This is a genomic window from Sphingomonas sp. CCH9-E2, assembly GCF_001557215.1.
Classification (GTDB): Bacteria; Pseudomonadota; Alphaproteobacteria; order Sphingomonadales; family Sphingomonadaceae; genus Sphingomonas.
The window spans coordinates 1-24,531 of sequence record NZ_LSJM01000067.1 but is presented as its reverse complement, the minus strand read 5'-3'; the positions used below and the strand labels follow the sequence as shown (position 1 = coordinate 24,531).

Sequence of the window (24,531 nt, the reverse complement as noted above, 5' to 3'; positions counted from 1 at the left end):
GAGACGATGATCGGCACCACCGATGTCCCCGTCCAGCACCCCGGCGACGCGGGCATCGACGCCGACGAGATCGCCTATCTCTGCGCCGCCGCGAACCGCTATTTCCGCCAGCAGATCACGGTCGCCGACGTGACCGGCACCTGGTCCGGCATCCGCGCGCTGTACGACAATGGCGCGGACGAGGCGCGGACCGTCACGCGCGACTATCATCTCGACCTCGACACACGCGCCGCGCCGATCCTGTCGATGTTCGGCGGCAAGATCACCACCGCCCGCGCGCTGGCGGAGCACGCACTGTCCAGACTTGGCCCCGAACTTCACTTCTCCGCACGGCCTGTGACCCGCGATCGTCGCCTGCCCTGACGACGGACCTTTTCGCCCGCTCAAGCGCTTAACCTGGGTTACCCGAACTCAAGGAGACGAGCATGAGCGTCGAAGGAAAGCTGAAGGAAGCCGCAGGCTTCGTAAAGGAAGAGCTGAACGAGCATCGCGACTCGCCCGAGGGCAAGCAGGCCGCTCAGGAAGGGCGCGATCTGCGCAACGAGGGTCGGATCGAGGACGGCAAGATGCCGAAGACGACCGAGCCGGGCACCGGCGCCGAATAAGCTTCAACTGCCCCCGCTCCGGCGGGGGCAGTCATTTCTGCGTCAGTACGCCCGCGCGACCAGGATGCGCTCGACCGCCGGCTTGCCCGTGAACACGCACGCACCATCCGCCGGCGCCGCATCGAGCGGCACGTTGCGGAAGGTCAGCTTGAGCGCCTTGATCCGCTCGACCACCGCGTCCAGCTCCGCGCCCTCGGGCTTGCTCCACTGCACCTCGACCCAGCCCGGATATTTGCCCGAACCCTCGAAATGCGCCTTGAGCGCGTCGAAGCTCTCGACCCCGCGCACGATGTTGGCATCCAGCCGCGCGCGCGCATCGGCGTGCAGCCCGGCCTGGATTTCCTCCAGCAGCGCCGCCGCGCCCGCGACGAAATCATCCTTCGCCACCACCGCGCTGTCGAGCTTGCCGTCCTCGCGATACAGCCGGTCGCGGCGGATCACGGAGACGTTGCCCCCCGCCATGTCGCGCCCGCCGACCTCGATCACCACGGGCGCGCCCTTCTTGACCCAGCCCCAGCGCTTGGTCGCCGCCTTGACCGCCTTGAGGTCGAGCAGCGCGCGCACCGGCTCGCCCAGCGCCGACAGCTTCGCCAGCTCGGCCTGCAGCCCCTTGCAATAATCGATCAGCGCGGCGTCCTCGTCGGTGTCGCGCAGCATCGGCACGATCACGATCTGCCACGGCGCGATGCGCGGCGGCACGCGCAGGCCGTCATCGTCGCCATGCACCATGATCACGCCGCCGATCATGCGCGTCGACACGCCCCAGCTGGTCGTCTGCGCCAGCTCCTGCACGCCCTCGGCATTCTGATACTTGATGCCCTGCGCGCTGGAAAAGGTGGTGCCGAGGAAGTGGCTGGTGCCGGCCTGCAGCGCCTTGCCATCCTGCATCATCGCTTCGATACTGTAGGTCGCGACCGCGCCGGGGAAGCGCTCATTCTCCGGCTTCTCGCCGGCGACGACGGGCATGGCGAGGCAGGTCTCGGCGAATTCGCGATAGACCTCCAGCATCTTCATCGTCTCTTCGCGCGCCTCGTCGACCGTGGCGTGGGCGGTATGCCCCTCCTGCCACAGGAACTCCGCGGTGCGCAGGAACATGCGGGTGCGCATTTCCCAGCGCACGACATTGGCCCATTGGTTGATCAGCACCGGCAGGTCGCGCCACGACTGGACCCAGCGCGCCATCGCCGCACCGATCACCGTTTCAGATGTCGGGCGGACGACCAACGGCTCTTCCAGCTTCGCCTCGGAATCGGGCACCAGCCGCCCGTCCTTCTGCACCAGCCGGTGATGCGTGACGACCGCCATTTCCTTGGCAAAGCCGTCGACATGCTCGGCCTCTTTCTCGAAATAGCTCAAGGGGATGAACAGCGGGAAATAGCAGTTCTCATGCCCCGTCGCCTTGATGCGATCGTCGAGCAGCCGCTGGATGCGCTCCCAGATGCCATAGCCCCATGGCCGGATGACCATGCATCCGCGCACGCCGCTTTCCTCGGCCATATCGGCTTCGGTGATGACGGCCTGATACCAGGCGGCGAAATCCGCTTCGCGGGTGACGTTGAGTGCGCGTTTGATCATGGCTGCGCGATTAGCGCGCGATTTGGGGCGCGTCACGCCCCTTCGCGCCTTGCCGCACTGCGGCGTCGCCTCTAGGCAGGCGCGGTGCATCGTGATCGCGTCCTTACCGGCCTTGGCCTGCGCCTGCTCGCCATCCTCATGCTCTCGACCATGGGCGCGCTGATCAAGCTGGCGGAGCGGGGCGGCGCCAATCTGGCAGAGATCATGCTGTTTCGTCAGCTGTTCGCGATCCCCTTCATCCTCGCCTGGATAGCCGCCGGCCCGGGTCTCGGCTCGATCCGCACCACCCGGTTCGGGCTGCATCTCAACCGCACCGTGATCGGTCTGACCGGCATGGTGTTCAATTTCGGCGCGGTGCTGCTGCTCCCGCTGGCCGAGGCGACGACCTTTTCCTTCACCGCGCCGATCTTTGCCACGATCCTGGGCGCGCTGGTGCTGCACGAGAAGACCGGGTGGCGGCGCTGGGCGGCGGTGATCGCGGGCTTCGTCGGGGTGGTGCTGGTCGCGCAGCCGGGGGACGGGCATATCCCGCTCGTCGGCGCGCTGGTCGGGCTGACCGCTGCCTTCTTCGTCGCGCTGATCGCGATCCAGCTGCGCCAGATGGCCAAGACCGAGCGGCCGGCGACCACCGTCTTCTGGTTCTCGACGCTGTCGGTCCCGCCGCTCGCGATCGCCTACCCCTTCTTCGCGCAGATGCACGACTGGCAGACCTTCGCGATCCTGATCGCGATCGGGCTGGTCGGCGGCGCGGGCCAGCTTGCGCTCACCGCCGCGCTGCGCTTCGCTCCGGTCTCGGCGGTGGTGCCGATGGACTATTCCAGCCTGATCTGGGCGACGCTCTATGGCTATGTGCTATTCGGCGTGCTGCCCAGCCAATGGACCTGGATCGGTGCCCCGATCATCGTCGCCAGCGGCCTCTATATCGCGTGGCGCGAGCAACGGCTGGGCCTTGCCCGCCGCGCCAGTCCAGTCGAAGCGCCAGACGAAGATCCCGATGCTGAACGGGAGCGTCGCGTAGAGCAGCGGGGCGAACTGGGCTAGCGCGGGTGTCAGCGCAAGACAGGTCGAGGCTACGCCCGTCGCCGCCAGGATCGTCCAGATCCAGCTCTGCCCGATCGCCTCGCGCCGCTCGTGCATCGCCAGATCGACCCGCCGCAGCGCATCACGAAACAACAGGGCGGTCAGCGCCGACATCGCGGTGAAACCGACGCCATAGACCGCGAAAAGCCGCCCGACGCTGCCGCGAAAACCATCAGGGTTTCCGGAAAGATAGGCCGCGAACGACACCGCCATGGCCCGCAACGGCACCACATAGATCAACACGGTAAAGATCAGCAGCAACGTGAGCAGCAGCGAGCGCCAGTCCCCCGCCCCGCGCAGCCGCCGCCACCGCACATGCGACCACCAGAACATGGCCATGATCGCAAAGCCGATGATGAAACTCGGGATCGCGGCAACTGCGCTCTCCAGCGTGCCGCCATCGACCCCCGACCCGCCTGAACCGACCACCATCAGCGTCACCGCAAACGCGAAGGCCGCGTCGGTGAAGTTATCGGTGCGACTCGTCTCGCGCTCGGTCATGCATGATAGATTAGCATGATATTGTTCGCCGGCATCTCGACCAGCCGCCCGAACCGCAACCCGCGCGCTTCCGCCGCCGCGGTGACATCGGCCACATCGCGCAAACCCCAGCGCGGATCGCGTTCCTTCAGCGATCGATCGAACGCTTCGTTCGACGGTGCCGTGGGCACATCGGCACGGCGATAGGGACCGTAGAGGATCAACGGCCCGCCCGGCGGGAGCAGCCGCGCCGCCCCGTCCAAGAGCCCCAGTGTCGCCTCCCACGGGCTGATATGCACCATGTTGATGCACAGCACCGCATCGGCGGCGGCGATCGGCCAGTCGCCCGCCGCCGCATCGATCGCCAGCGGCGGTGCGACATTGGCCAGCCCTGCGCACCACGATGCGATCGACTCCCGCGCGGCCGCGTCGGGATCGCTGGGCACGAAGATCAGGTCTGGAAAACGCTCAGCGAAGAACGCCGCATGCTCCCCGCTCCCGCTCGCGACCTCCAGCACCGCGCCCTGCCGCGGCAACAGCGTCGCCAGCTCCGCCGCGATCGCCTCCCGGTTTCGCAGCGTCGCGGGCGCATGCTTGCGCACCGCGCCGCTGTCCTCCGCGACGATCCACGGTGTCGGGTCGCTCATTTCTTCGGGGCGCAGGCGGAACGGTCGCCCGCCTTGCACCGCGCGACCTGTGCCTCCCACTCGGCCCGCACGCGCGCCGCTTCGGCCTCGCGCCGCGCCACATCGGCACGCCACGCGGCCATCTTGGCCTCATGCTCGGCCTTTTGCCGCGCCAGATAGAGTTCGTAATCGGTCTTGCGCTCGAGGGTGATGCGGGCGACGCGATCCGCCTCGGCCTGATCGCGCTGCCGCTGCGCTTCATAGGATCGCTGCGCCTCGATCCGGTCCGCATCCTGCTCGGCCTGCGGAATGCGCGGGTCCTGCCCCGCCACCGCCGGTGCCGCCATCATCATCGCCACGATCAGAGCCAGTGCGCCGCGCATCTTCGCCTCCCCAAAAGCCAAACGGGCGGCGGCCGAAGCCACCGCCCGCCCGGGAGCCGGGTTAGACCGAAATCCAACCCGGTGAAACAGACGAAAAATGTTACTCGGCGGCCTGCGCCTGGGCCGGCTCCTTCCACACCAGCACTGGCTTGCGCGCGGCCAGCGTCTCGTCGAGGCGACGGCGGGGCGCGAAGTGCGGCGCGGACTTGAGCGCGGCATCGCCCGCCTTCGCCCGCTGCGCGACCGAACGGAACGCGCCGATGAACTGGTCCAGCGCCGCCTTGCTCTCGGTCTCGGTCGGCTCGACCAGCATCGCGCCATGCACGACCAGCGGGAAATAGACCGTCATCGGGTGGAAGCCCTCGTCGATCAGCCCCTTGGCGATGTCGAGCGTCGAGAAGCCTTCGGCCAGCCCGCGGTCGCTGAAGATCGCCTCATGCATGCACGGGCCACTCGCGGCGAAGGGCGCGTCGAGCACGTCCTCCAGGCTGCGCAGGACATAGTTGGCGTTGAGCACGCTGTCCTCGGCCACTTGGCGAAGTCCGTCCGCGCCGTGCGACAGGATATAGGTCAGCGCACGGGTGAACATACCCATCTGGCCGTGGAACGAGACCATGCGGCCAAAGCTGGACCCGTGATGCTCGCCCGCGGTTTCCTCTTCGACCAGCACGAAACGGCCATCCTGCTGCTCGACGAACGGCAGCGGTGCGAAGGGTGCCAGCGCCTCCGACAGCACCACCGGCCCCGAGCCCGGACCACCGCCGCCATGCGGGGTGGAGAAGGTCTTGTGGAGGTTGATGTGCATCGCATCGACGCCCAGGTCGCCGGGGCGCACCTTGCCGACGATCGCGTTGAAGTTCGCGCCGTCGCAATAGACGTAGCCGCCAGCTTCATGGACCGCGTCGCTGATCGTCTTCAGGTCGCGCTCGAACAGGCCGCAGGTATTGGGGTTGGTGATCATCACCCCTGCCACGTCCGGTCCCAGCCGCGCGGTCAGCGCCGCGACATCGACACGCCCATCCGGGGTCGCCGGAATATCCTCGACCGTGAAGCCCGCGAACGCCGCCGTCGCCGGGTTGGTGCCGTGCGCGCTTTCGGGGACCAGCACCACGCGACGATCCTCGCCCCGCGCTTCCAGCGCCGCCTTGATCGCAAGGATCCCGCACAGCTCGCCATGCGCGCCCGCCTTGGGCGACATCGCCACCGCCTTCATGCCGGTCAGCGTGACCAGCCAGTGCGCCAGCTGGTCGATCACCTCCAGCGCGCCCTGCACCGTGTCGATCGGCTGCAGCGGGTGGATGTCGGCAAAGCCCGGAAGCCGTGCCATCCGCTCGTTGAGGCGCGGATTATGCTTCATCGTGCAGCTGCCCAGCGGGAAGAAGCCGAGGTCGATGCCGTAATTCTGGCGCGACAGGCGGGTGTAATGGCGCACCGCCTCCGGTTCGCTCAGGCCCGGCAGGCCGATATCGCGATGCCGCTCCAGCCCGCCCAGCCGCGAGACTGCCTTGGGCGCTTCGGCGAAATCGACGCCGGTGGTGTCGAGCGATCCGATCTCGAAGATCAGCGCCTCTTCCAGCATCAGCGCACGGTTGCCGGTGAAGGTGGCTGCAGCCTCGCCCTCGACCGCGTTCATCTGCGGACGCCAGCCGCTCTGGTTGATCGTGCTCATGCCAGCACCTCCTGGAGCGCGGCGGCAAGGGTTTCGACATCCTCCGCCGTGGTGGCTTCGGTGACCGCGACGACCAGGCCGTTTTCCAACGCCCCCTCGCCCGGATAGAGACGGCCGAGCGACACGCCGGCCAGGATGCCCCGGTCGGCGAGTTCGCGCACGACCGGGCGTGCTTCCTTGGGCAGCTTCAGCGTGAATTCGTTGAAGAAGGTCGGTGTGATCAGCTCGACCCCCGGCACCTGCGCCAGACGGTCTGCCGCCGCGCTCGCGCCGGCATGGTTCAGCGCCGCGAGCTGCCGCAGCCCCTTTTCACCCAGCAGCGTCATATGCACCGACCAGGCGAGCGCACACAGCACCGAGCTGGTGCAGATATTCGACGTCGCCTTTTCGCGCCGGATATGCTGCTCGCGCGTCGACAGCGTCAGCACGAAGCCGCGCTTGCCCTCGGCATCGACCGTCTCGCCGGTCAGGCGACCCGGCATCTGGCGGACATATTTTTCCTTGCAGCCGAACAGGCCGACATAGGGGCCCCCGAACTGCAGCCCGACGCCGATCGACTGGCCTTCGCCTACGACGATGTCCGCGCCCATCTCGCCGGGCGACTTGATCGCCCCCAGCGCAACCGGCTCGGTCACCACCGCGACCAGCAGCGCCTTCTTCGCCTGACATGCGGCGGCCAGCTCGGACAGGTCGGAAATGCGGCCGAGAATATCGGGATACTGGACCACCACGCACGAGGTGTCGTCGTCGATCAGGTCGATCAGCTTCGCCGCATCCGGCTCGGCGGTCAGTTCCGGCACTGCAGTGACCAGCGTGTCGCCGGTGTACTTGGCCATCGTATTGGCGACCGACACATAATGCGGGTGCAGCCCGCCCGACAGGATCGCCTTGGCGCGCTTGGTGATGCGCCGCGCCATGCCGATCGCCTCCCAGCACGCGGTCGACCCGTCATACATCGACGCATTGGCGACATCGGTACCCAGCAGGCGCGCGACCTGCGTCTGGAACTCGAACATCACCTGCAACGTGCCCTGCGCGATTTCCGGCTGGTACGGCGTGTAGGCGGTCAGGAACTCGCCACGCTGGATAATGTGATCCACGCTCGCCGGGACGTGATGCCTGTAGGCACCGCAGCCGAGGAAGAAGGGCGCGCTTCCCGCCGACAGGTTCTTCGCCGCCAGTTTCGACATGTGCCGTTCGACCGCCAGCTCGCTGGCATGCATCGGCAGCCCCGGCACCGGGCCGGACAGCCGCGCGCTTTCGGGAACGTCGGCGAACAGATCGTCGATCGTCGCGGCATTGACCGCAGCGAGCATCGCATGCCGGTCGGACGGGGTAAGGGGAAGGTAGCGCATTGGAATTCCCGTCGCCCCGGCGGAGGCCGGGGCCGCTATCGGTAAGGCGCATGCTCCGCCACGGAGCGGCCCCGGCCTCCGCCGGGGCGACGCGCGATTAAAGCTTGCTCACGAAATCGGCGTAGGCGCTCTCGTTCATCAGCCCGTCGAGCTCGCCGGTGTCGCTCAACGTCATCTTGAAGAACCAGCCATCGCCTTCGGGGTCTTCGTTGACCAGCGCGGGATTGTCTTCCAGTGCCGGGTTGCCCTCGACCACCGTGCCGCTGACCGGCGCATAGACGTCGCTCGCCGCCTTGACGCTCTCGACCACCGCGGCGTCGTCGCCCTTGGCGACTTCCTTGCCCTCTTCAGGCACCTCGACGAACACGATGTCGCCCAGCTGGCTCTGCGCATATTCGGTGATGCCGACGGTCGCGATCTCGCCGTCGAGTTCGATCCATTCATGATCTTCGGTGAAGTAACGGCTCATTTCATGCCTCCCTGACGGACATAACGATGGGGGACGAAGGGCATCTGCACCACTTCGCCATGATGGATCTTGCCGCGCTGGCTCAGCGTCACGCGCGTGCCGATTGCGGCCATCGCGGTCGGGACATAGGCCATCGCGATCGGCTTCTGCACGGTCGGGGCAAAGCCGCCGCTGGTGACGCGGCCGACTTCGTTGCCCGCATCGTCCAGCACCAGCGCACCCTCGCGCACCGGCTGGCGCCCCTCGACGATCAGGCCGACGCGGCGCTGGATCGGACCATTCTCGCGCTCCATCAGGATACGCTCGGCACCGGGGAAGTTAGCCTCTTCACGCCGCCGCTTGCTCGCCACCGCGAAGTTCAGCGCCGCCATGATCGGCGTCGTCTCGGGGTCGAGGTCATGGCCATAGAGCGGCAGGTCCGCCTCGAGCCGCAGCGAATCGCGCGCGCCAAGGCCGATCGGCTTCACCTCGGGCTCCCCGCACAGCAGGTCGGCGACCTTCGCCGCCTGATCCGCCGGGATCGAGATTTCGAACCCGTCCTCGCCGGTATAGCCCGAACGGCTGATATAGGCGGGCACGCCCGCGATCTCGAACTTGCCGCCCTTCATGAACACCAGCGCGTCGAGCGGATATTCGCCCGTCACATGGCGCTTGAGCGCGTCGAACGCCTTGGGACCCTGCAGCGCCAGCAGCGCATGCTCGTCCATATGGTTGATCTCGATAGAATCGGGCAAATTCTCGCGCAGATGGGCGATGTCGTCCCATTTGCACGCGCCGTTGACGACCATGTAGATGCCACCCGGCCAGCGGCTGAACATCAGATCGTCGAGGATGCCGCCATTTTCGGCCAGCAGCAGCGAATATTTCTGCTGCCCCACCGCGACGCCCGCGACATCGGCGGGGATCAGCTTCTCCAGCTCGGCGTCGAGCCCTTCGCCCGACAGCAGCAGCTGGCCCATATGCGACACGTCGAACAGCCCGGCCGATTCGCGCACCCATTGGTGCTCGGCCATGATGCCTTCATACTGGACCGGCATTTCATAGCCCGCGAACGGCACCATGCGCCCGCCGCGCGCGCGATGCCATGCATCGAGCGGAAGCAGCATCAGTTCTTCGACGAAATCGGGCTCGCCCGTCACGGAATCAGGGGTGTCGGTCACGGCACGCGCTCCAGAATTGACGACGGAACGCCGCACAGCGCGGCCATTCATCCGTCGCCCCCTCTGTCACGGGAACCTGAGAGCTTTGATCCCGGCGCGTGTCCGGGACTTACCCCTTCGGTGGCTCACCCCTGACGAGGCAAGCGCTTTCCAGAGTGTCGTGGCCCGCGCGGTCCCTGGTGCCTGAGAGATTCCGGGGCGGTTGCTCCTTCGGCGTTCCGGGTCCGGGGACCCGCAAACTCTCCCGCGCGTGCCTTCACCGGTTGCCCGATGCCGACGCAGCCGGAATGCTGCGCCGCACCGTTCGAGTCAATCGCGAAGTTTTCCACAGTCGTCGCCCCGGCGCAGGCCGGGGCCGCCCTGTTTGACGCGACACCCCCGCCACAGCCGGCCCCGGCCTGCGCCGGGGCGACGGCTTTTTCTCGCCGCGCAAGCGGCGCCTGACAGATTAACGCGTCGCGTTATACTTCAGCTGCGCATCGGTCAGCTGGAACCCGACCAGCGCCTCGAACGTCGCGCGCAGCACGGCCTGACGCACCTCCGGCCGCGCCAGCGGATCGAGCGCCGCGGTCTCGTCGCCCGCCTTGCGCTTCGCCAGGATCTGGCGGCGGATATCCTCGGGCAGCGTCGCGGCCGCGCGGGAAACATAGGCGTTGGCGGTCCCGCTCGCCTGCGCGCGCGCCTGGCCGGGCTCGAATCGCAGCGTCACCTGCGCCACGCGCTTCGACACGACCGACGATCCGCCCTGCACCACCGTCACGAAATAGGGCAGCGTCACTTCGCGCGCGCCTTCGGTCGAGCGGCGGCTGGCCTGAACCTCGAACGCGATGTCGCTGCGGATCATCTCGCCGCTGTCGTCGCAGTTCGACGTGACGTTGGTCAGCGTCGCGGTCACGTCGATCGCGCTCGCCGCCGTGCTGTCGGCGGGGTTGAACAGGGTGATGTCGCCGGTCCCGGCCGGCACGCCGATACGCGGACAGGCAGAGCGGACTGCGGTGATGCCGCCCTCGGCAATGTCGCCCTCACGGGAGCAGGCGGCGAGCGCCAGCGGAATCGATGCGGCAAGCGCGAGTTTGCGAACGTTCAACTGGGGCACCTTTCCCGAACAAGACATGCCCGCCCCCACCATCTCTGGCAGGTCCGGCGCGGCGGCGGGCACCATAGGCAGCGCTTTGCCTTCCCGCAACGGCCATCCCGCGCCTTTCGCAGCCGCTCCGGATCGCGTAAGGCAGCCGCGATGACCGACACCCAAAAGCCCGTCCTCGACCTCCTCATCGCCGCGCCGCGCGGCTTTTGCGCCGGAGTCGACCGCGCCATCCAGATCGTCGAACGCGCGATCGAACTGCACGGCGCGCCGGTCTATGTCCGGCACGAGATCGTCCACAACAAATATGTGGTCGATACGCTGAAGGCGAAGGGCGCGGTGTTCGTCGACGAACTCGATCAGGTGCCGGACGGCGTCCATGTCGTCTTCTCCGCGCATGGCGTCCCCAAATCGGTCCCCGCCGCTGCACAGAATCGCGGCCTGTCCTATTTCGACGCCACCTGCCCGCTGGTGTCGAAAGTGCATCGTCAGGCCGAACGCCTGGTCGCCGCCGGGCGCCACATCCTGTTCATCGGCCATGCCGGCCATCCCGAGGTGATCGGCACCTTCGGCCAGGTGCCCGAAGGCGCAATGACCCTGATCGAGACCGAGGAGGACGCCGAAACGATCGCCCCGGCCGAACCCGGCAACCTCGCCTTCCTCACCCAGACGACGCTGTCGGTCGACGACACCGCGTCGATCCTGGCGATCCTGCAGCGGCGCTTCCCCGATATCGTCGCGCCCAAGGCCGACGACATCTGCTACGCCACGTCGAACCGGCAGGCGGCGGTCCGCGCGATCGCCGGGTCGTGCGACCTGGTGCTGGTGATCGGCGCGCCCAATTCGTCCAACTCGCTGCGCCTTGCCGAAGTGGCCGAGCGCGAGGGGACGACGTCGAAGCTGATCCAGCGCGCCGACGATCTCGATTTCGACTGGCTGGCGGGCATAGGCACGCTCGGCATCACCGCCGGCGCATCGGCCCCCGAAGTGCTGGTGCGCGAAGTGATAGACCGCATCGCCACCCGCTATGACGTCACCGAACGCATGGTCGAAACCGCGCAGGAAACGATCGCCTTCAAGCTGCCCAAGGGGCTTGAGGCGGCGTAACGAACATTCCTCCCCTGCCCCGCAGGGGAGGTGGCAGCGCGAAGCGCTGACGGAGGGGCGGCCGCGCAGACGGCCGTGGACGGTTCGTTGGAAATTCTGCCCTCTTCGGGGCAGCCCCTCCACCACCGGCTTTGCGGGCGGTCCCCCTCCCCTGAGACAAGCTCAGGGGAGGAATGAGCGCCTCAACCCGTGCCAAAACGCCAAATCCGCCTTGCTCCGGTTTAGCCCAGCATCTACCCGCCCCCTTGAACAGCCGCACGCACGGGAACCCGAAATGGCAGTCTACACACAGGTCCCGGCCGAATCGCTCGCCGCGTTCCTCGCCCGCTATGACGTCGGCGAACTCGTGTCGGCCAAGGGCATCGCCGAGGGGGTGGAGAACAGCAACTATCTGGTCGACACCACCAAAGCCCGCTTCATCCTGACGCTCTACGAAAAGCGCGTCGATGCGGGCGACCTGCCCTATTTCATGGACCTGCTCGCGCATCTCGATGCCAAGGGGCTGAAGGTGCCGCCCGCGATTCCAGACCGCGACGGCGTGGCGATCCAGACGCTAGAAGGCCGCCCGGCCTGCCTGATCAAGTTCCTGTCGGGCGTGTCCCTCTCCCACCCCACTCCGGCTCAGGCCGAGGCTGCGGCACGCGCGATGGCCGACATGCACGCCGCCGTCGCCGATTTCGGGCAGGACCGCCCCAATTCGATGGGCGTCGACAGCTGGCGCCCGCTGTTCGAGCGCTGCGGCGACAGCCTCGACCAGATCGTGCCCGGACTGCACGCGGAACTCGGCGCCGCGCTCGACCGCGTCCTCGCCGCCTGGCCGCGCGACGGGTTCGACCGCTGCGCAATCCATGCCGATCTGTTCCCCGACAATGTCCTCATGCTGGGCGACACCGTCACCGGCCTGATCGACTTCTATTTCGCCAGCACCGATTTCCGCATCTACGACCTCGCCGTGATGCACAGCGCGTGGAGTTTCGACGCGACCGGCGCGGACTATCATGCCGAGGTCGGGGATGCGCTGCTGCGCGGCTATGAATCGCGCTTCCCCTTGTCCGACGCCGAGCGCGCCGCCTTCCCGCTGCTCGCCAGCGGCGCGTGCATCCGCTTCGCCCTCTCGCGCGCATTCGACTGGATCAACACGCCTGCCGACGCACTGGTGACGCGCAAGGACCCGCTCGCCTATGTCCGCCGCCTTCGCCACTACCAAGCCATGAGCCCTGACGCATGACCGAACTCCCCCTCGTCGAAATCGCCACCGATGGCGCGTGCAAGGGCAATCCCGGGCGCGGCGGCTGGGGCGTGCTGCTGCGCGCGGGGACGGTCGAAAAGGAATTGTCGGGCGGTGAGGCGCACACCACCAACAACCGCATGGAATTGATGGCGGCGATCCAGGGGCTGAAGGCGCTCAACAAGCCGTGCCGCGTCAAGCTGTCGACCGACAGCCGCTATGTCATGGACGGCCTGACCAAATGGATCAAAGGCTGGCAGCGCAACGGCTGGCGCACGGCGGACAAGAAGCCGGTCAAGAACAGCGACCTGTGGATCGAACTCCTCGACGCCGCCAAACCGCACCGCATCGAATGGCTATGGGTCAAGGGTCATGCCGGCCACCCCGACAACGAACGCGCGGATCAGCTGGCAAGCGACGCAGCACTGCGGAGTTAGTGCGGGCAGCGGGATTGGGTGGGGAGCCACCGCTCCCACACCCCGTCATGCTGAACTTGTTTCAGCATCCACCCTTCCCGCGCTGCTCCGTCGCTTGCGGAGACGTGGATCTTGAACCAAGTTCAGGATGACGGAGCGAACGGACAAATGCGTCCGCAACTGAGTGGATAGCGGACGCTAAGCACGACCTTGAGTCAGGATGGCCGACAGTTCCGCAAAGCCTCCCGGTGCGTCTTCCCAAAAGGGCGATAGCTCATTAGGAAATCGCTCTTTCAGGTCGACAAAGACGGGCGCCGCAAACGGCTCATTCAGGCGGGTTAACCACCCTCGCAGCGGTAATCCGGCTCGCGCCGCTCCGCAAAGCACGCTCTCTGCTTCCGTGCCGATCCATCCTTCGTCAGCTTCAGCCGAGTCTAGAACCAAGGCCCATTCGAACCAAGCATCAAGAAACGCTTCGAGCGCGCGCCGCTTAGGTTCAGACCACGCACGCCAGTTCGCCAATGACAGTTTTCCGATGACTATCTCTGGATCGTTCGCATTCCCAGGGTCGCTAATCGAGATTTCAAGTATGCGTGGAAGCAGGTATTGAAAATCCTCTTCACCTCCAACGGTGAGAAATGCTCCAGAAACATATCGCCACAGTTGTTGGCCCGTCAGTTCGCGGAGTGGCGTTGTAAGCAAAACATCGATTCCACGCGTCGAAATGCAACAGGGACAGCCCTCAATCACGTCGGGCGCAGGCCGCGCAAACTCGCGATAGACCGCCTCGAGGGCGCATTCTAATTGCGAGGCGGCCCGAGTTGTCATCGGCGACATGCTGCCCCGCCGGGCCAATCTCCGCAATGGGGCTGTTAGCCGTCATCCCACTTCCACCGTCATCCCGACCTCATGCCGGGACCACCTCACCATCGAATTTGCCCGATCGGCGCGTCTACGGCGTTGCACGCGTTCGACATTCCCCTCCGCAAACGCGCCGCCCCGCCGGTGCTCCATCACGCGAAGTTCGCAGACATCGTCGCATCACCTGTTTCGCGGCACGCCCCGCACGCGCCAGAAATCGCCCGCCCGGACGCCCCACGCCATCCGCTACCCACGCAAAAACCCGCGGAAAACAGCCAAAAACCGCTGCCCGCTTCCTACAAGAACCTATTTGGTTATAACTACCCGCACGCCACAGCAGACGGAGGCCAAGTGAACACACGCAACACCCCGCATCCGCAAACGCGAAGCGCCGCCGCCCCTCATCCCTCTTCGACCGGTGCGCCCGGGCCGTTCTTCAGGATCGATTCGATCGCATTCTTCGCCGACGCCTTGCTCGAATAGCCCTCGGTCCAGAAGATAATTTCGTTGTTATACTTGAACTTGGCGACATATTCGCCGGCCTTGTTCTGCTCGATCACGAACTTGTGGGCCATCATCCGCTCCCTCGTTGCGACAGGCCAACGATAGCAAAGCCGCGCCGTCCGTCCAGCGTTTCAGCCGCGAAACCGCTGGATCGAATAACGGTCGGGGTCGAGATGCGCGACCATCGGGTCGGGCGCGCTGCCCAGCAGCATCGCCGCCGCCAGCTTCGAAGCGGCGGGGGCAGTCTGGATGCCGAAGCCCCCCTGCCCCGCGCACCAGAACAGCCCCGGCACGGCAGGGTCGAAGCCATAGACCGGCTTGCGGTCGGGCGCGAAGGTGCGCAGCCCCGCCCAGCGCCGCTCGACCGCCTCGACCCGCCAGTCGACCGCGCTGGCGAGCTTGTCGATCGCGATCGCAACGTCGATGTCTTCGGGCGCGGCATCGCATGGTGCGGTCGGGATCTCGTCGTGCGGCGACAGCCAGATGCGCCCGCCCGATTCGGGCTTGAAGTAAAACCGCTCATGCGCGTCGCGCACCAGCGGCAGGCTCATCGGCGCGGGCGGATCGACGCGCAACTGCACCATCGTGCGGCGCAGCGGGGCAATCCCCGTCGGCGGCGCGCCGGCCAGCAGCCCGACCGGCTCGGCCCAGGCCCCGGCGGCGTTGACGATCACATCGGCGGCAAACGTCCCGGCGCGCGTCTCGATCTGCCAATGGCCGTCGCGCGACAGCGCGGTGACCGCGGCGTCGCAGACCAGCTCCGCCCCGGCCCGCCGTGCAGCACTCAGATAGGCACCGTGCAGCCGGGCGACGTCGATGTCGCAGCAGGTTGGATCATACAGCGCGTCGGTCCATTCGGCACGCAGCCCGGGACAATATCCGGCCGGATCGACCTGGTCGAGTTCGACCCCCAAAGCCGCGAATTTGGCAACGAACGCGTCGAGGACCGCCCGATCCTCGCGCCGGGCGATGAACAGCTCGCCGCGCGGCGACAGGAAACCCTCGCCGCCCAGTTCGGCGGGCGGATGGTGCAGAAAATCGCCCGATGCGATCACCAGCGGCTGGATATTCGGCCCGCCATAGGTTTCGGACCAGAATGCCGCCGACCGCCCGGTGGCGTGATAGCCGGGCTGGCTCTCCCCCTCCAGGATCAGGACGCGGGCGTGCGGCGCGACTTCTGCGGCAAGGCTCGCGCCGCCGATCCCGGCCCCGATGATCGCGACGTCATATCGACTCATCCGCGCCGTGCCCGTGCTTCCAGAAACAGGTCGATCTCGCCGATCGCGCGATTGCGCACCTTGTCCGCCTCGCGCAGGATTTCGTGCGCGCTTTCCTTGCCGAAACGGACGATGCGCGCATCGGGCAACTTCGCGACCTGCGCCAGCCCGGCCTTGGCATCGACCAGCCCGTCATGCTCGGCGATCAGCGCCAGCACCGGCACGTCCATCTGCTTGAGCGCCGGGTTGGTGCGCAGCTCGCGCGTCGAGCGAAACGCCTCGATCACCCATTTCCAGCTGGGCGGGCCGGTGACGTTGCCGGGGTTCGCCTGCTGCCAGAAAATCTCGTCCTGATAACGGTCCGCATCATGGGTCAGCAGCGATTCGCGCGTGTCGGTGGTGTAGGGCCGCTCGTTCGACTTCCACGCCGGGCGCGCCGAGTTGCCGACGCCGCCCAGGAAACGCGCCAGCCGCTCGCCCAGCGCCGCGCCGAACGGTCCCTTCAGCCCCAGCATCGGCGCGATCAGCACCGCGGCATCGGGCCGTGCCACGCCTTCGACCAGCCCGCGCAGCACCAGATGCCCGCCCATCGAATGGCCCATGACGACGTGCGGCCCCGGCGTCGCGGCCATCCATTCGCTCACGAAATCGCGGAAATCGGCGATATATTGGGCGAAATCCTCGATATGTCCGCAATTGCCGGCGTCGGTCAGCCGCCCCGACCCGCCCTGCCCGCGCCAGTCGAACGAGGTGATCGTCCAGCCGCGCTCCTGCCAGTGCGCAAAGCTCTCCAGATATTTCTCGAACACATCGCCGCGCCCGCCCTGGAACAGGATCGACCCGCGCGGCGTGCCGCTGGCGGGCCAGGCAAAGCAGCGCAGCACCCATCCGTCGCGGGTGGTCCAGTTGGTGACGCTGGCGCCGGCGGGGATCGCGCGGCGATCGATCGGGGAAACGGTCATGCGCGCTGGTTACGGTTTGGAAAGCCCTCCCGTCTAGAACTTCCATTCACATGGGGGAATTTGCGCCTGTAATTCTGCTGGGCCTGCTGGTCCTGATCCTGGTTTCGGCGGGGATCGAGGATGCGCGCATTCGCGAGATCTCGAACTGGAAGAACGCGACAATCGCGCTGCTGGCGCTGCCGTGGTGGTTCGCGATGGGATTGAGCCCTTGGCCCGATATGGCGATCCAGCTGGGCGTGGCGCTCGGCGTGTTCGCGCTGTTCGCCGCTGCATTCCACTTCGGCATGATGGGCGGCGGCGACGTCAAGATGATCGCCGCGCTCGCGCTCTGGTTCCCGTTCGACAAGCTGATCACCCTCCTGATCATCATGTCGCTGGTCGGCGGTGCGCTCACCCTGGTCATGCTGATCGACAAATGGATCCGCCGTCGCAGCGAACAGCCTGAGATTCCTTACGGGATCGCCATCGCCATCGCCGCTTTGCTCACACTTCGCGAACCGATTTTTAACCCCTTCGCGTGATGCTTAACGCCGGTTCAACCCGGTCGGACATTGAAAAGGCCTGAGACGTCATGGATGGACGGAAGATCATTCTGCTGGTCGGCGCGTTGATCGTCGCTGCGATCACCGCGTTCATGGCGCGCAGCCTGATGACGGGATCATCCGCACCCATCGCCGGTGCGGCGCCCGTTCCGGGTCAGCCCGCGCCGGTCGATGCGGTGGAAGTGCTGGTCGCGACCAAGGCGCTGCCCGTCGGCACCATCCTCGGCCCCGATTCGATCAAGTTCGTCGCCTGGCCCAAGGATCTGGTCGAGGGCGCCTATTTCAAGAAGGAAGACACCGACCTCGGCAAGCTGCAGGGCACCGTCGTCCGCTTCGCGATCCCCGCCGGCCAGCCGCTGACCCAGGGTGCGGTGGTCAAGCCGGGCGACCGTGGTTTCCTCGCCGCCGCGCTTGCGCCGGGCATGCGCGCAGTGACCGTGCCTGTGTCGGCACAGGCCGCCGTTGCCGGCTTCATCTTTCCGGGCGATCGGGTCGACCTCATCCTGACCCAGACGGTCGCGGGTGGCGGCGACGGCCCGCCGCTCAAGGCGTCGGAAACGGTGCTGCGCAATTTGCGCGTGCTCGCCACCGACCAGCGCACCGACAAGCAGCAGGACGATCAAGGCAAGACCGTGGTCGCCACCTATTCGACCGTGACGGTCGAGGCGACGCCGCGCATCGCGGAAAAGATCGCGGTCGCACAGACGCTCGGCACGCTGTCGCTGTCGCTGCGCTCGATCGCCGACAACAGCAGCGAGCTGGAACAGGCGATCGCCTCGGGAGAGATCACGATGCCCGATGGCAATGATCCCAAGGCGGAAAAGGCAATGATCGCACGGCTCGCGTCGCGCCCGGCCGAAGGTGGATCGACCTTCTCGACCGGTGCCGATGTCTCGCGTTTCCAGCGCAGCACGGTGCCCGGCAAGGCACGCGATGACGATGCGCTGCCGGGCGCACCCGCGCCTGCAGCGGGCGGCGCCTATCCGGGCGCGGCAGCAGCCGGTCAGGGACCGGTGGTCAAGATTTCACGGGGCAATTCGGTCACGGTCGTCCCGGTTGGGGGGAAGAATTGAGATGCGTGTGAGGGGGAACAAGCTGGGCGGAGCGCTCGCGGCGGTCGCCGTGCTGGCGATGCCGGCCGCGACGCTGCCGGCACCGGTGCTGGCACAGACCGTCCATGCGGCGCCGCGCGAGACGGTGCAGATCGCGACCGGCCGCGGGCGCCTGGTCACGCTCGCTGCGCCGATGTCCGACATCTTCGTCGCCGACCCGAACGTCGCCGACGTTCAGGTCCGCTCGCCCACCCAGCTCTGGGTGTTCGGCAAAAAGGCCGGCGAGACGACCGTCTACGCCACGACCAAGTCGGGCAAGGTGATCTATTCGTCGACCGTGCGCGTCGGCAATAATTTCGACAGCGTTCAGGGGATGCTCGAAACGGCGATGCCCGATTCGAACATCACCGCGACGACGATGAACGGCTTTGTGCTGCTCACCGGCACCGTCGCCGCGCCGCAGGATGCGGCCGAGGCCGAGCGGCTGGCACAGGCGTTCGTCGGCGACGAGACCAAGGTCCTCTCGCGCCTCAAGACCGCGACCCCGCTGCAGGTCAACCTGCAGGTCCGCATTTCCGAGGTGAGCCGCAGCTTCGCCAAGAATATCGGCAGCAACTTCACCACGCTCGACGGATCGGGCGGGTTCAAGTTCGGCATCGGCAGCGGCCGTTCGCCGGCGACCAGCTGGACCACCGATCCCAATCTGCCGCTTGGCGTCGGCACCAACGTCACCGGCTATACGATCGATCCGATCACCGGTTCGATCGTGCAGCGTCCCGGCACGGCGATCACCCCGGGCAGTCAGCGGACGACCATCGGCGGTCTCGGCACGCTGTTCGGCCTCGACATTCTCGGCGCGCTCGACCTGGGCGAGACCAATGGCCAGGTATCGACGCTGGCCAATCCGAATCTGACCGCGCTGTCGGGCGAGACCGGATCGTTCCTCGCCGGTGGCGAAATCCCGATCCCGGTAAGCCAGGGCCTGGGCGCGGTGTCGGTCGAGTATAAGCAATATGGCGTCAGCCTCGCCTACACCCCCACCGTCCTCGCCGATGGCCGCATCTCCCTGCGTGTCCGTCCCGAAGTGTCGCAGCTCTCGGCGGCCGGATCGGTAACGATCGGCGGGGTGCAGATCCCGGCGCTGACCACCCGCCGCGCCGAAACGACGGTCGAGCTGGGATCGGGCCAGAGCCTGATGATCGCCGGGCTGCTGCAGAATTCGCACGACAATACGATCGACCAGACCCCGGGGCTGGGCAACATGCCGATCCTCGGCGCGCTGTTCCGCTCGAACGGGTTCAAGCGCAACGAGACCGAGCTGGTCATCGTCATCACCCCCTATCTGGTGAAGCCGGTCGACGGGAATCAGATCGCGCTGCCGACCGACGGCTACAAGGCACCGAACGATGCCGAGCGCGTGCTGCTCGGACGCCTCGGCGGATCGAACAAGGACGGCAAGCGCCCGACGCCGCAGATGGCACCGCCGGTCGGTGCGGAACCTGCATTGGGTGCCGCGACCCCGCTCCAGCCCGGCCCGCAACCGCAGCCTGAGCCGGTGCAGCCGGTTGCCACCCCGGCGCAGCAGCCAGCGCCCAAGGGCGACACGAAAGACAAGCGCAAGCGCGGTGCGGCCCCCGCACCGGGCTTCGGATTCAACTGATCGCGGCGAGGAACGACCATGTCGAAGCGTAACACGATCCTCTTTCTGACCGCTGCGGCCAGCCTGTTGTCCGCATGCGGCGCAGGCAGCACGGCAGGCCTCGAATCGGCGAACCAGCCGGTTGTCGCCCGCACCGATTATGTGTTCGATGCGGCCACCGATGGCAGCTATCTGGCGTCGGGCGAGCAGGCGCGGGTCGCCGGCTGGCTCGCGTCGCTGCGGCTTGGCTATGGCGACCGGGTCTATGTCGACGATCCCGGCAACACCGGTGCCGCGCGACAGGTGGCGAGCGAAGCGGCGCGCTATGGCGTGCTGCTGTCCGGCCCGGCTCCGGTGACCGCCGGCGCGGTCCAGCCCGGCACCGTCCGCGTGATCGTCAGCCGCATGAAGGCCAGCGTCCCCGGCTGCCCTGACCGCCGCGACACCGGCGAAGGCAGCTTTGCGGGCAAGACCAGTTCGGGCTATGGCTGCGCGGTCAACGGTAACCTCGCCGCAATGGTCGCTCGCCCCGAGGATCTGGTGCGCGGCGAGCCTGGCTCCCCCACCGCCGATCCGGCACAGATCACCAAATCGATCAAGGCGCTGCGCGAAGCGGCCCCGACCGGCACGGGCGGTACCACCGTCAAGGCCGAAGGTACCGGCGGAGGCGGCCAGTGAACGCGCCCTTCAACCCCCAGCGTGCCGCCCATCGCGAGCCGTTCGTCGCGTTCGTGTGCGACGAGACCACCGCCGAGGCGATCCGCCCGATCGCGATCGAACAGGGCTGGAACCCCGACAAGGTCAACAAGGGCGGCCTGCGCAACGCCGTGCAGACGCTCTCGGTCTCGGCCAGCCCGAACATCCTGTTCGTCGACCTGTCGGAAAGCGGCGACCCGCTGAACGACATCAACGCGCTCGCCGAAGTGTGCGAGCCGGGCACGGTCGTGATCGCATCGGGGCAGGTCAATGACGTGCGCCTGTACCGCGACCTCGTCGCATCGGGCATCCAGGATTATCTGCTCAAGCCGCTCAACCCCGACGTGATGCGCGAAGCGTTCGTGCACGCCCAGGCGATGCTCAACGCGCCCAAGCATGTCGAGGCCGGATCGGACCGTCCGCATTGCGCGGTCGCGGTGATCGGCACGCGCGGTGGCGTCGGCGCATCGACGCTGGCGACCTCGCTCGCCTGGCTGATGAGCGAGAAGAGCGGTCGTTCGACCGCGTTGCTCGACCTCGACGTCCATTTCGGCACCGGCGCACTCGCGCTCGATCTCGAGCCTGGCCGCGGGCTGACCGATGCGATCGAAAACCCCAGCCGCATCGACGGGCTGTTCATCGAACGCGCGATGGTCAAGGCGTCGGACAAGCTGGCGGTCCTCTCCGCCGAAGCCCCGATCAACTCGCCGGTGATGACCGACGGCGCGGCGTTCTTCCAACTGCAGGAAGAAATCCGCACCGCCTTCGAATGCACCGTGGTCGATCTGCCGCGATCGATGCTGGTCAACTACCCGCACCTCATCTCCGACGTGCAGGTCGCGGTGCTGGTGACGGAGCTGACCCTTGCCGCCGCGCGCGACGCGATCCGCATCATCAGCTGGTTCAAGTCGAACGCACCGCATACGCAGCTGATCATCGTCGCCAACCGCGTCCCGACCGGCGCGCTGGAAATTAGCCGCAAGGATTTCGAAGGCTCGATCGAGCGCAAGATCGACTATCAAATCCCGCTCGACACCAAGACCGCGGTGCAGGCGGCCAAGCTCGGCAAGCCGCTCGCCGAGGCGGGCAAGAATGTGAAGGCGCTCGCGCCGCTCGCCGATATCGCCAGCCGCGTGATCGCGATCACCGATGCGGGCGAGGAAGGCCGCGCGGACAAGGTCAAGGCCAAGGGCGGCAGTGGCGGCTCGCTGCTCGGCAAGCTCACCAGTTCGATCAAGCTCGCCAAGAAGGCGAAGGCATAACCGGCGTCGGCCCCGGCCGACACCCCGTTCCGGAGGCGTAAAGGGTGGAATTGCTCCCGATGATGATGCTGGCGGGCGGCACCTTCATGGTGCTCGCGCTGCTCATCCTCGCCTTTTCCGGGCCGTCGGCCAAGAATGCCGGGGCGCGCCGCCTGACCTCGCTGCGCGACCGCCATGCCGGGGTGGTCGGCGCGGGCGCGGTCGAGGCGCAGCTCCGCCGCATCTCCACCACCCGCAACAGCCGCATGGACAATGCGGCGGCGCGCTTCCTGCCCAACCCGGCCGAACTCGGCAAGCGGCTGGCGATGACCGGCAAGAGCTGGACTGTCGGCCAATATGGCATGGCGTCGCTCGGCATCGTCGTCGTCATCGCCGGGCTCCTGATGGTTCAGGGGCTGCCGGCATTGCTCGCGTTGCTGGTCGGCGTGGTCATTGGCGCAGGTTTGCCGCACATGGTGGTCGGCTTCCTCATCTCGCGCCGCGTGGGCAAGTTCACCGCCAAATTCCCAGACGCGATCGAACTGTTGGTGCGCGGCCTGCGCTCGGGCCTTCCCATCACCGAGACGATGGGCGTGGTCGGATCCGAAGTCGACGGCCCGGTCGGTGAGGAATTCCGTTCGATCAGTGACAAGATGAAGATCGGCCGCACGCTGGATCAGGCGCTGCAGGAAACCGCCGACCGACTCGGCACGCCCGAGTTCCAGTTCTTCTGCATCACCATCGCGATCCAGCGCGAGACCGGCGGCAACCTTGCCGAAACGCTCGCCAACCTCGCCGAAGTGCTGCGCAAGCGCAGCCAGATGAAGCTGAAGATCAAGGCGATGTCGTCGGAGTCCAAGGCGTCGGCGTACATCATCGGCGCGCTGCCCTTCATCGTGTTCGGCATGATCTGGACGATCAACGACACCTATATGCAGGGCTTTTTCATCGACCAGCGCCTGATGATCGCGGGCGGCGGCGGGATCATCTGGATGGGGATCGGGGCCTTCATCATGGCCAAGATGATCAATTTCGAGATTTGATGCGATGATGACCACCCCCACCGGCCCTACCCTGCTCGGCGTCGACGTCTTCTACGTCGCGACGATCCTGGCCGGCATCGCCGCATTCAGCGTGCTGCTCGCCATCTATGCCGCCGTGTCGGTGCGCGATCCGATGGCCAAGCGGGTCAAAGCGCTCAACGAGCGCCGCGAACAGCTCAAGGCCGGTATCACCGCATCGACCAGCAAGCGCCGCGCCAAGCTGGTCCAGAAGAACGCGACGACCGATCGCATCCGCGACTTCCTGTCCTCGCTCAAGGTGCTGCAGGACTCGCAGGTTAAGACCGCGCAGATCAAGCTGATGCAGGCCGGCATCCGGTCCAAGGATTACGCCGTCGCGGTGATCTTTGGTCGCTTGGTCCTGCCGATCGTCATTGGCGGGACGATGGCGTTCCTGGTCTATGGCACCGCAATGTTCGCGGACTGGACCCCGCTCAAGGCCTATGGCCTGGTCGCGGGCAGCGCGATCCTGAGCTACAAGGCTCCGGACATCTACCTCAAGAACAAGATCCAGAAGCGCTCCAGCGCGATTCGCAAGGGCATTCCCGACGCACTCGACCTGCTGGTGATCTGTGCCGAAGCGGGACTCACCGTCGATGCGGCGTTCGGCCGCGTCGCCAAGGAACTGGGCAAGGCCTATCCCGAGCTGGGCGAAGAATTCTCGCTCACTGCGATCGAATTGGGCTTCCTTACAGACCGCCGCCAGGCGTTTGAGAATCTGGCGACCCGCATCGATCTCGATTCCGTGCGCGGGGTCGTCACCACGATGATCCAGACCGAGAAATACGGCACCCCGCTCGCCTCGGCGCTGCGCGTGCTGTCGGCCGAATTCCGCAACGAACGCATGATGCGCGCCGAGGAAAAGGCCGCGCGCCTGCCAGCGATCATGACCGTGCCGCTGATCCTGTTCATCCTTCCGGTTCTGTTTGTGGTGATTCTCGGCCCGGCCGCCTGCTCGATCAACGACGCGCTGATGACCGGATAACGCTCTGCGCCACCCCCGTGATTCCGCGGGTGGCGCTCGGCTTCCGCTTTGGTTAACCTGTTTCGAACGCGAAATGGGGAGACGCGACCATGTTGTTCACCACGCCCACGGAATGGGTGGCGCTCGGCTTCACGCTGATCGCCGGCTGGCTGTTCGGACTTGCCAGCAGTTCGGGCGGCAAGAAATGGAAACGCCAGCTCGAGGAAGCCGAGCTGAACTATGCCAGCGCACGCGACCGCGACGAGAGCGAATTGTGGAACGCACAGATCCGCATCCGCGACCTTGAACGCGAATTGCGGGATGCGCGGTCAGCACCGCCACCGGTCGCGCCCGTCGTCGCGACCGCCGCAACGGCTGCCGCAGCACCGACCCTGATCGAACGCGTGCAGGAAGCGGCGGAGGCGAAGGCTGCGGCCGAACCCGCGCCGGAACCCGCTCCCGAACCTACGCCGGCCCCGGCGCCTGAGCCCGAAGCCAGCTGGATCCCCGAAGGTCCGCCCCCGCCCCCGCTGCCGATGGGCACGGTCGAGGCGC

Annotated in this window: 26 protein-coding genes, 1 pseudogene and 1 riboswitch; of the genes and pseudogenes, 14 read left to right on the top strand and 13 right to left on the bottom strand. The window is 66.7% G+C overall.

The annotated features are described in order from the left end of the window. Together AX681_RS03815 and AX681_RS03810 are read left to right on the top strand one after the other, a co-directional pair. Nucleotides 1-363, top strand: a 363-nt coding sequence (locus tag AX681_RS03815; RefSeq protein WP_331709983.1) for an FAD-dependent oxidoreductase, incomplete at its 5' end; no start/stop codon positions are given. A 62-nt stretch (nucleotides 364-425) separates the two neighbouring features. Continuing rightward, nucleotides 426-605: a hypothetical protein gene (locus AX681_RS03810; RefSeq protein WP_066657273.1), complete on the top strand. Its 180-nt coding sequence runs from the start codon at nucleotides 426-428 to the stop codon at nucleotides 603-605. Nucleotides 606-647: 42 nt separating this feature from the next. Here AX681_RS03810 and AX681_RS03805 read toward each other — a convergent pair whose 3' ends face one another. Beyond that, the gene (locus AX681_RS03805; protein ID WP_066657275.1) at nucleotides 648-2,180 is read right to left on the bottom strand and encodes an aminoacyl--tRNA ligase-related protein; all 1,533 of its coding nucleotides are present in this window, start codon (nucleotides 2,178-2,180) and stop codon (nucleotides 648-650) included. Nucleotides 2,181-2,264: 84 nt separating this feature from the next. On the opposite strand from AX681_RS03805, the gene AX681_RS03800 reads away from it, so the two are divergent. Further along, nucleotides 2,265-3,221, top strand: coding sequence for a DMT family transporter (locus tag AX681_RS03800; RefSeq protein WP_066657277.1), 957 nt, complete (start codon nucleotides 2,265-2,267; stop codon nucleotides 3,219-3,221). Between the two features lie 288 nt (nucleotides 3,222-3,509). Here AX681_RS03800 and AX681_RS23035 read toward each other — a convergent pair. From AX681_RS23035 to AX681_RS03765, 8 genes and pseudogenes are all read right to left on the bottom strand, one after another. Continuing rightward, nucleotides 3,510-3,761, bottom strand: a pseudogene (locus AX681_RS23035) (TMEM175 family protein); the annotation flags it as partial. Further along, nucleotides 3,758-4,387 (bottom strand): DUF938 domain-containing protein, encoded by a 630-nt coding sequence (locus AX681_RS03795; protein ID WP_066681839.1) that lies wholly within the window; start codon nucleotides 4,385-4,387, stop codon nucleotides 3,758-3,760. The gene AX681_RS03795 and the pseudogene AX681_RS23035, both read right to left, overlap by 4 nt. Next, nucleotides 4,384-4,749 (bottom strand): hypothetical protein, encoded by a 366-nt coding sequence (locus tag AX681_RS03790; protein WP_066659143.1) that lies wholly within the window; start codon nucleotides 4,747-4,749, stop codon nucleotides 4,384-4,386. The genes AX681_RS03795 and AX681_RS03790 overlap by 4 nt, the downstream gene beginning before the upstream one ends. Before the next feature lie 100 nt (nucleotides 4,750-4,849). Next, the gene (gene gcvPB, locus AX681_RS03785) at nucleotides 4,850-6,418 is read right to left on the bottom strand and encodes an aminomethyl-transferring glycine dehydrogenase subunit GcvPB (protein ID WP_066659144.1); all 1,569 of its coding nucleotides are present in this window, start codon (nucleotides 6,416-6,418) and stop codon (nucleotides 4,850-4,852) included. Continuing rightward, nucleotides 6,415-7,773, bottom strand: coding sequence for an aminomethyl-transferring glycine dehydrogenase subunit GcvPA (gene gcvPA / locus AX681_RS03780; RefSeq protein WP_066659145.1), 1,359 nt, complete (start codon nucleotides 7,771-7,773; stop codon nucleotides 6,415-6,417). Before gcvPA ends, gcvPB begins: the two co-directional genes overlap by 4 nt. Before the next feature lie 97 nt (nucleotides 7,774-7,870). Further along, a complete protein-coding gene (gcvH, locus tag AX681_RS03775; protein ID WP_066659146.1) occupies nucleotides 7,871-8,242 on the bottom strand; it encodes a glycine cleavage system protein GcvH in 372 nt (123 codons plus the stop codon). Continuing rightward, entirely contained in the window at nucleotides 8,239-9,348 is a 1,110-nt protein-coding gene (gene gcvT / locus AX681_RS03770; protein WP_066659150.1) for a glycine cleavage system aminomethyltransferase GcvT, read from the bottom strand. Before gcvT ends, gcvH begins: the two co-directional genes overlap by 4 nt. 214 nt (nucleotides 9,349-9,562) lie before the next feature. Further along, nucleotides 9,563-9,659, bottom strand: a riboswitch (glycine riboswitch). Nucleotides 9,660-9,850: 191 nt separating this feature from the next. Next, nucleotides 9,851-10,516 (bottom strand): hypothetical protein, encoded by a 666-nt coding sequence (locus AX681_RS03765; protein WP_197421876.1) that lies wholly within the window; start codon nucleotides 10,514-10,516, stop codon nucleotides 9,851-9,853. 123 nt (nucleotides 10,517-10,639) lie between these two features. Here AX681_RS03765 and ispH point away from each other — a divergent pair, with 123 nt between their 5' ends. From ispH to rnhA, 3 genes are all read left to right on the top strand, one after another. Beyond that, nucleotides 10,640-11,593 (top strand): 4-hydroxy-3-methylbut-2-enyl diphosphate reductase, encoded by a 954-nt coding sequence (ispH, locus tag AX681_RS03760; RefSeq protein ID WP_066659148.1) that lies wholly within the window; start codon nucleotides 10,640-10,642, stop codon nucleotides 11,591-11,593. Nucleotides 11,594-11,867: 274 nt separating this feature from the next. Further along, nucleotides 11,868-12,821, top strand: a complete 954-nt coding sequence (gene thrB / locus AX681_RS03755) for a homoserine kinase (protein ID WP_066662871.1) — start codon at nucleotides 11,868-11,870, stop codon at nucleotides 12,819-12,821. Then, nucleotides 12,818-13,258 carry a ribonuclease HI gene (gene rnhA / locus AX681_RS03750; protein WP_066662865.1) on the top strand — a complete coding sequence of 147 codons (441 nt, stop codon included), beginning with the start codon at nucleotides 12,818-12,820 and terminating at the stop codon, nucleotides 13,256-13,258. The genes thrB and rnhA overlap by 4 nt, the downstream gene beginning before the upstream one ends. 177 nt (nucleotides 13,259-13,435) lie before the next feature. Here the strand turns inward: rnhA and AX681_RS21780 are convergent, their stop codons facing one another. The 4 genes from AX681_RS21780 to AX681_RS03740 form a co-directional block, all read right to left on the bottom strand. After that, on the bottom strand, nucleotides 13,436-14,074 hold the full coding sequence (locus tag AX681_RS21780; RefSeq protein WP_156442858.1) for a hypothetical protein: 639 nt from the start codon (nucleotides 14,072-14,074) through the stop codon (nucleotides 13,436-13,438). Nucleotides 14,075-14,499: 425 nt separating this feature from the next. Then, nucleotides 14,500-14,673, bottom strand: coding sequence for a YegP family protein (locus AX681_RS21255; protein ID WP_082738101.1), 174 nt, complete (start codon nucleotides 14,671-14,673; stop codon nucleotides 14,500-14,502). A 60-nt stretch (nucleotides 14,674-14,733) separates the two neighbouring features. Beyond that, the gene (locus AX681_RS03745) at nucleotides 14,734-15,840 is read right to left on the bottom strand and encodes an NAD(P)/FAD-dependent oxidoreductase (RefSeq protein WP_066681836.1); all 1,107 of its coding nucleotides are present in this window, start codon (nucleotides 15,838-15,840) and stop codon (nucleotides 14,734-14,736) included. Beyond that, complete coding sequence (locus AX681_RS03740; RefSeq protein WP_066658795.1) at nucleotides 15,837-16,781, bottom strand: alpha/beta fold hydrolase; 945 nt, start codon at nucleotides 16,779-16,781, stop codon at nucleotides 15,837-15,839. The genes AX681_RS03745 and AX681_RS03740 overlap by 4 nt, the downstream gene beginning before the upstream one ends. A 50-nt stretch (nucleotides 16,782-16,831) precedes the next feature. Here AX681_RS03740 and AX681_RS03735 point away from each other — a divergent pair, with 50 nt between their 5' ends. From AX681_RS03735 to AX681_RS03700, 8 genes are all read left to right on the top strand, one after another. Then, a complete protein-coding gene (locus AX681_RS03735; protein WP_066658798.1) occupies nucleotides 16,832-17,302 on the top strand; it encodes an A24 family peptidase in 471 nt (156 codons plus the stop codon). Nucleotides 17,303-17,352: 50 nt separating this feature from the next. Continuing rightward, a complete protein-coding gene (cpaB, locus tag AX681_RS03730) occupies nucleotides 17,353-18,396 on the top strand; it encodes a Flp pilus assembly protein CpaB (RefSeq protein WP_066658801.1) in 1,044 nt (347 codons plus the stop codon). Between the two features lies 1 nt (nucleotide 18,397). Then, entirely contained in the window at nucleotides 18,398-20,035 is a 1,638-nt protein-coding gene (locus AX681_RS03725) for a type II and III secretion system protein family protein (RefSeq protein WP_082749500.1), read from the top strand. A gap of 18 nt (nucleotides 20,036-20,053) precedes the next feature. After that, the gene (locus AX681_RS03720) at nucleotides 20,054-20,692 is read left to right on the top strand and encodes a CpaD family pilus assembly protein (protein ID WP_066661682.1); all 639 of its coding nucleotides are present in this window, start codon (nucleotides 20,054-20,056) and stop codon (nucleotides 20,690-20,692) included. Next, complete coding sequence (locus AX681_RS03715) at nucleotides 20,689-21,972, top strand: AAA family ATPase (protein ID WP_066661678.1); 1,284 nt, start codon at nucleotides 20,689-20,691, stop codon at nucleotides 21,970-21,972. Before AX681_RS03720 ends, AX681_RS03715 begins: the two co-directional genes overlap by 4 nt. Before the next feature lie 44 nt (nucleotides 21,973-22,016). Beyond that, nucleotides 22,017-22,994 (top strand): type II secretion system F family protein, encoded by a 978-nt coding sequence (locus AX681_RS03710; RefSeq protein ID WP_066661676.1) that lies wholly within the window; start codon nucleotides 22,017-22,019, stop codon nucleotides 22,992-22,994. A 7-nt stretch (nucleotides 22,995-23,001) separates the two neighbouring features. Further along, nucleotides 23,002-23,997: a type II secretion system F family protein gene (locus tag AX681_RS03705; protein ID WP_066661686.1), complete on the top strand. Its 996-nt coding sequence runs from the start codon at nucleotides 23,002-23,004 to the stop codon at nucleotides 23,995-23,997. Between the two features lie 89 nt (nucleotides 23,998-24,086). Beyond that, a partial coding sequence (locus AX681_RS03700; protein ID WP_066681833.1) for a hypothetical protein occupies nucleotides 24,087-24,531 on the top strand: 445 nt, incomplete at its 3' end.

Bases quoted from the DNA above. Each gene is read 5' to 3' on its own strand.
- AX681_RS03805 (WP_066657275.1), bottom strand. From the start codon at position 2,180: ATGATCAAACGCGCACTCAACGTCACCCGCGAAGCGGATTTCGCCGCC.
- AX681_RS03735 (WP_066658798.1), top strand. From the start codon at position 16,832: ATGGGGGAATTTGCGCCTGTAATTCTGCTGGGCCTGCTGGTCCTGATC.
- AX681_RS03705 (WP_066661686.1), top strand. From the start codon at position 23,002: ATGACCACCCCCACCGGCCCTACCCTGCTCGGCGTCGACGTCTTCTAC.
- gcvPA (WP_066659145.1), bottom strand. From the start codon at position 7,773: ATGCGCTACCTTCCCCTTACCCCGTCCGACCGGCATGCGATGCTCGCT.
- rnhA (WP_066662865.1), top strand. From the start codon at position 12,818: ATGACCGAACTCCCCCTCGTCGAAATCGCCACCGATGGCGCGTGCAAG.
- AX681_RS03810 (WP_066657273.1), top strand. From the start codon at position 426: ATGAGCGTCGAAGGAAAGCTGAAGGAAGCCGCAGGCTTCGTAAAGGAA.
- AX681_RS03790 (WP_066659143.1), bottom strand. From the start codon at position 4,749: ATGCGCGGCGCACTGGCTCTGATCGTGGCGATGATGATGGCGGCACCG.
- gcvPB (WP_066659144.1), bottom strand. From the start codon at position 6,418: ATGAGCACGATCAACCAGAGCGGCTGGCGTCCGCAGATGAACGCGGTC.
- AX681_RS03795 (WP_066681839.1), bottom strand. From the start codon at position 4,387: ATGAGCGACCCGACACCGTGGATCGTCGCGGAGGACAGCGGCGCGGTG.
- thrB (WP_066662871.1), top strand. From the start codon at position 11,868: ATGGCAGTCTACACACAGGTCCCGGCCGAATCGCTCGCCGCGTTCCTC.
- gcvT (WP_066659150.1), bottom strand. From the start codon at position 9,348: ATGCTGCTTCCGCTCGATGCATGGCATCGCGCGCGCGGCGGGCGCATG.
- AX681_RS21780 (WP_156442858.1), bottom strand. From the start codon at position 14,074: ATGTCGCCGATGACAACTCGGGCCGCCTCGCAATTAGAATGCGCCCTC.
- gcvH (WP_066659146.1), bottom strand. From the start codon at position 8,242: ATGAGCCGTTACTTCACCGAAGATCATGAATGGATCGAACTCGACGGC.
- AX681_RS21255 (WP_082738101.1), bottom strand. From the start codon at position 14,673: ATGGCCCACAAGTTCGTGATCGAGCAGAACAAGGCCGGCGAATATGTC.
- ispH (WP_066659148.1), top strand. From the start codon at position 10,640: ATGACCGACACCCAAAAGCCCGTCCTCGACCTCCTCATCGCCGCGCCG.
- AX681_RS03745 (WP_066681836.1), bottom strand. From the start codon at position 15,840: ATGAGTCGATATGACGTCGCGATCATCGGGGCCGGGATCGGCGGCGCG.
- AX681_RS03725 (WP_082749500.1), top strand. From the start codon at position 18,398: ATGCGTGTGAGGGGGAACAAGCTGGGCGGAGCGCTCGCGGCGGTCGCC.
- AX681_RS03740 (WP_066658795.1), bottom strand. From the start codon at position 16,781: ATGACCGTTTCCCCGATCGATCGCCGCGCGATCCCCGCCGGCGCCAGC.
- cpaB (WP_066658801.1), top strand. From the start codon at position 17,353: ATGGATGGACGGAAGATCATTCTGCTGGTCGGCGCGTTGATCGTCGCT.
- AX681_RS03765 (WP_197421876.1), bottom strand. From the start codon at position 10,516: ATGTCTTGTTCGGGAAAGGTGCCCCAGTTGAACGTTCGCAAACTCGCG.
- AX681_RS03720 (WP_066661682.1), top strand. From the start codon at position 20,054: ATGTCGAAGCGTAACACGATCCTCTTTCTGACCGCTGCGGCCAGCCTG.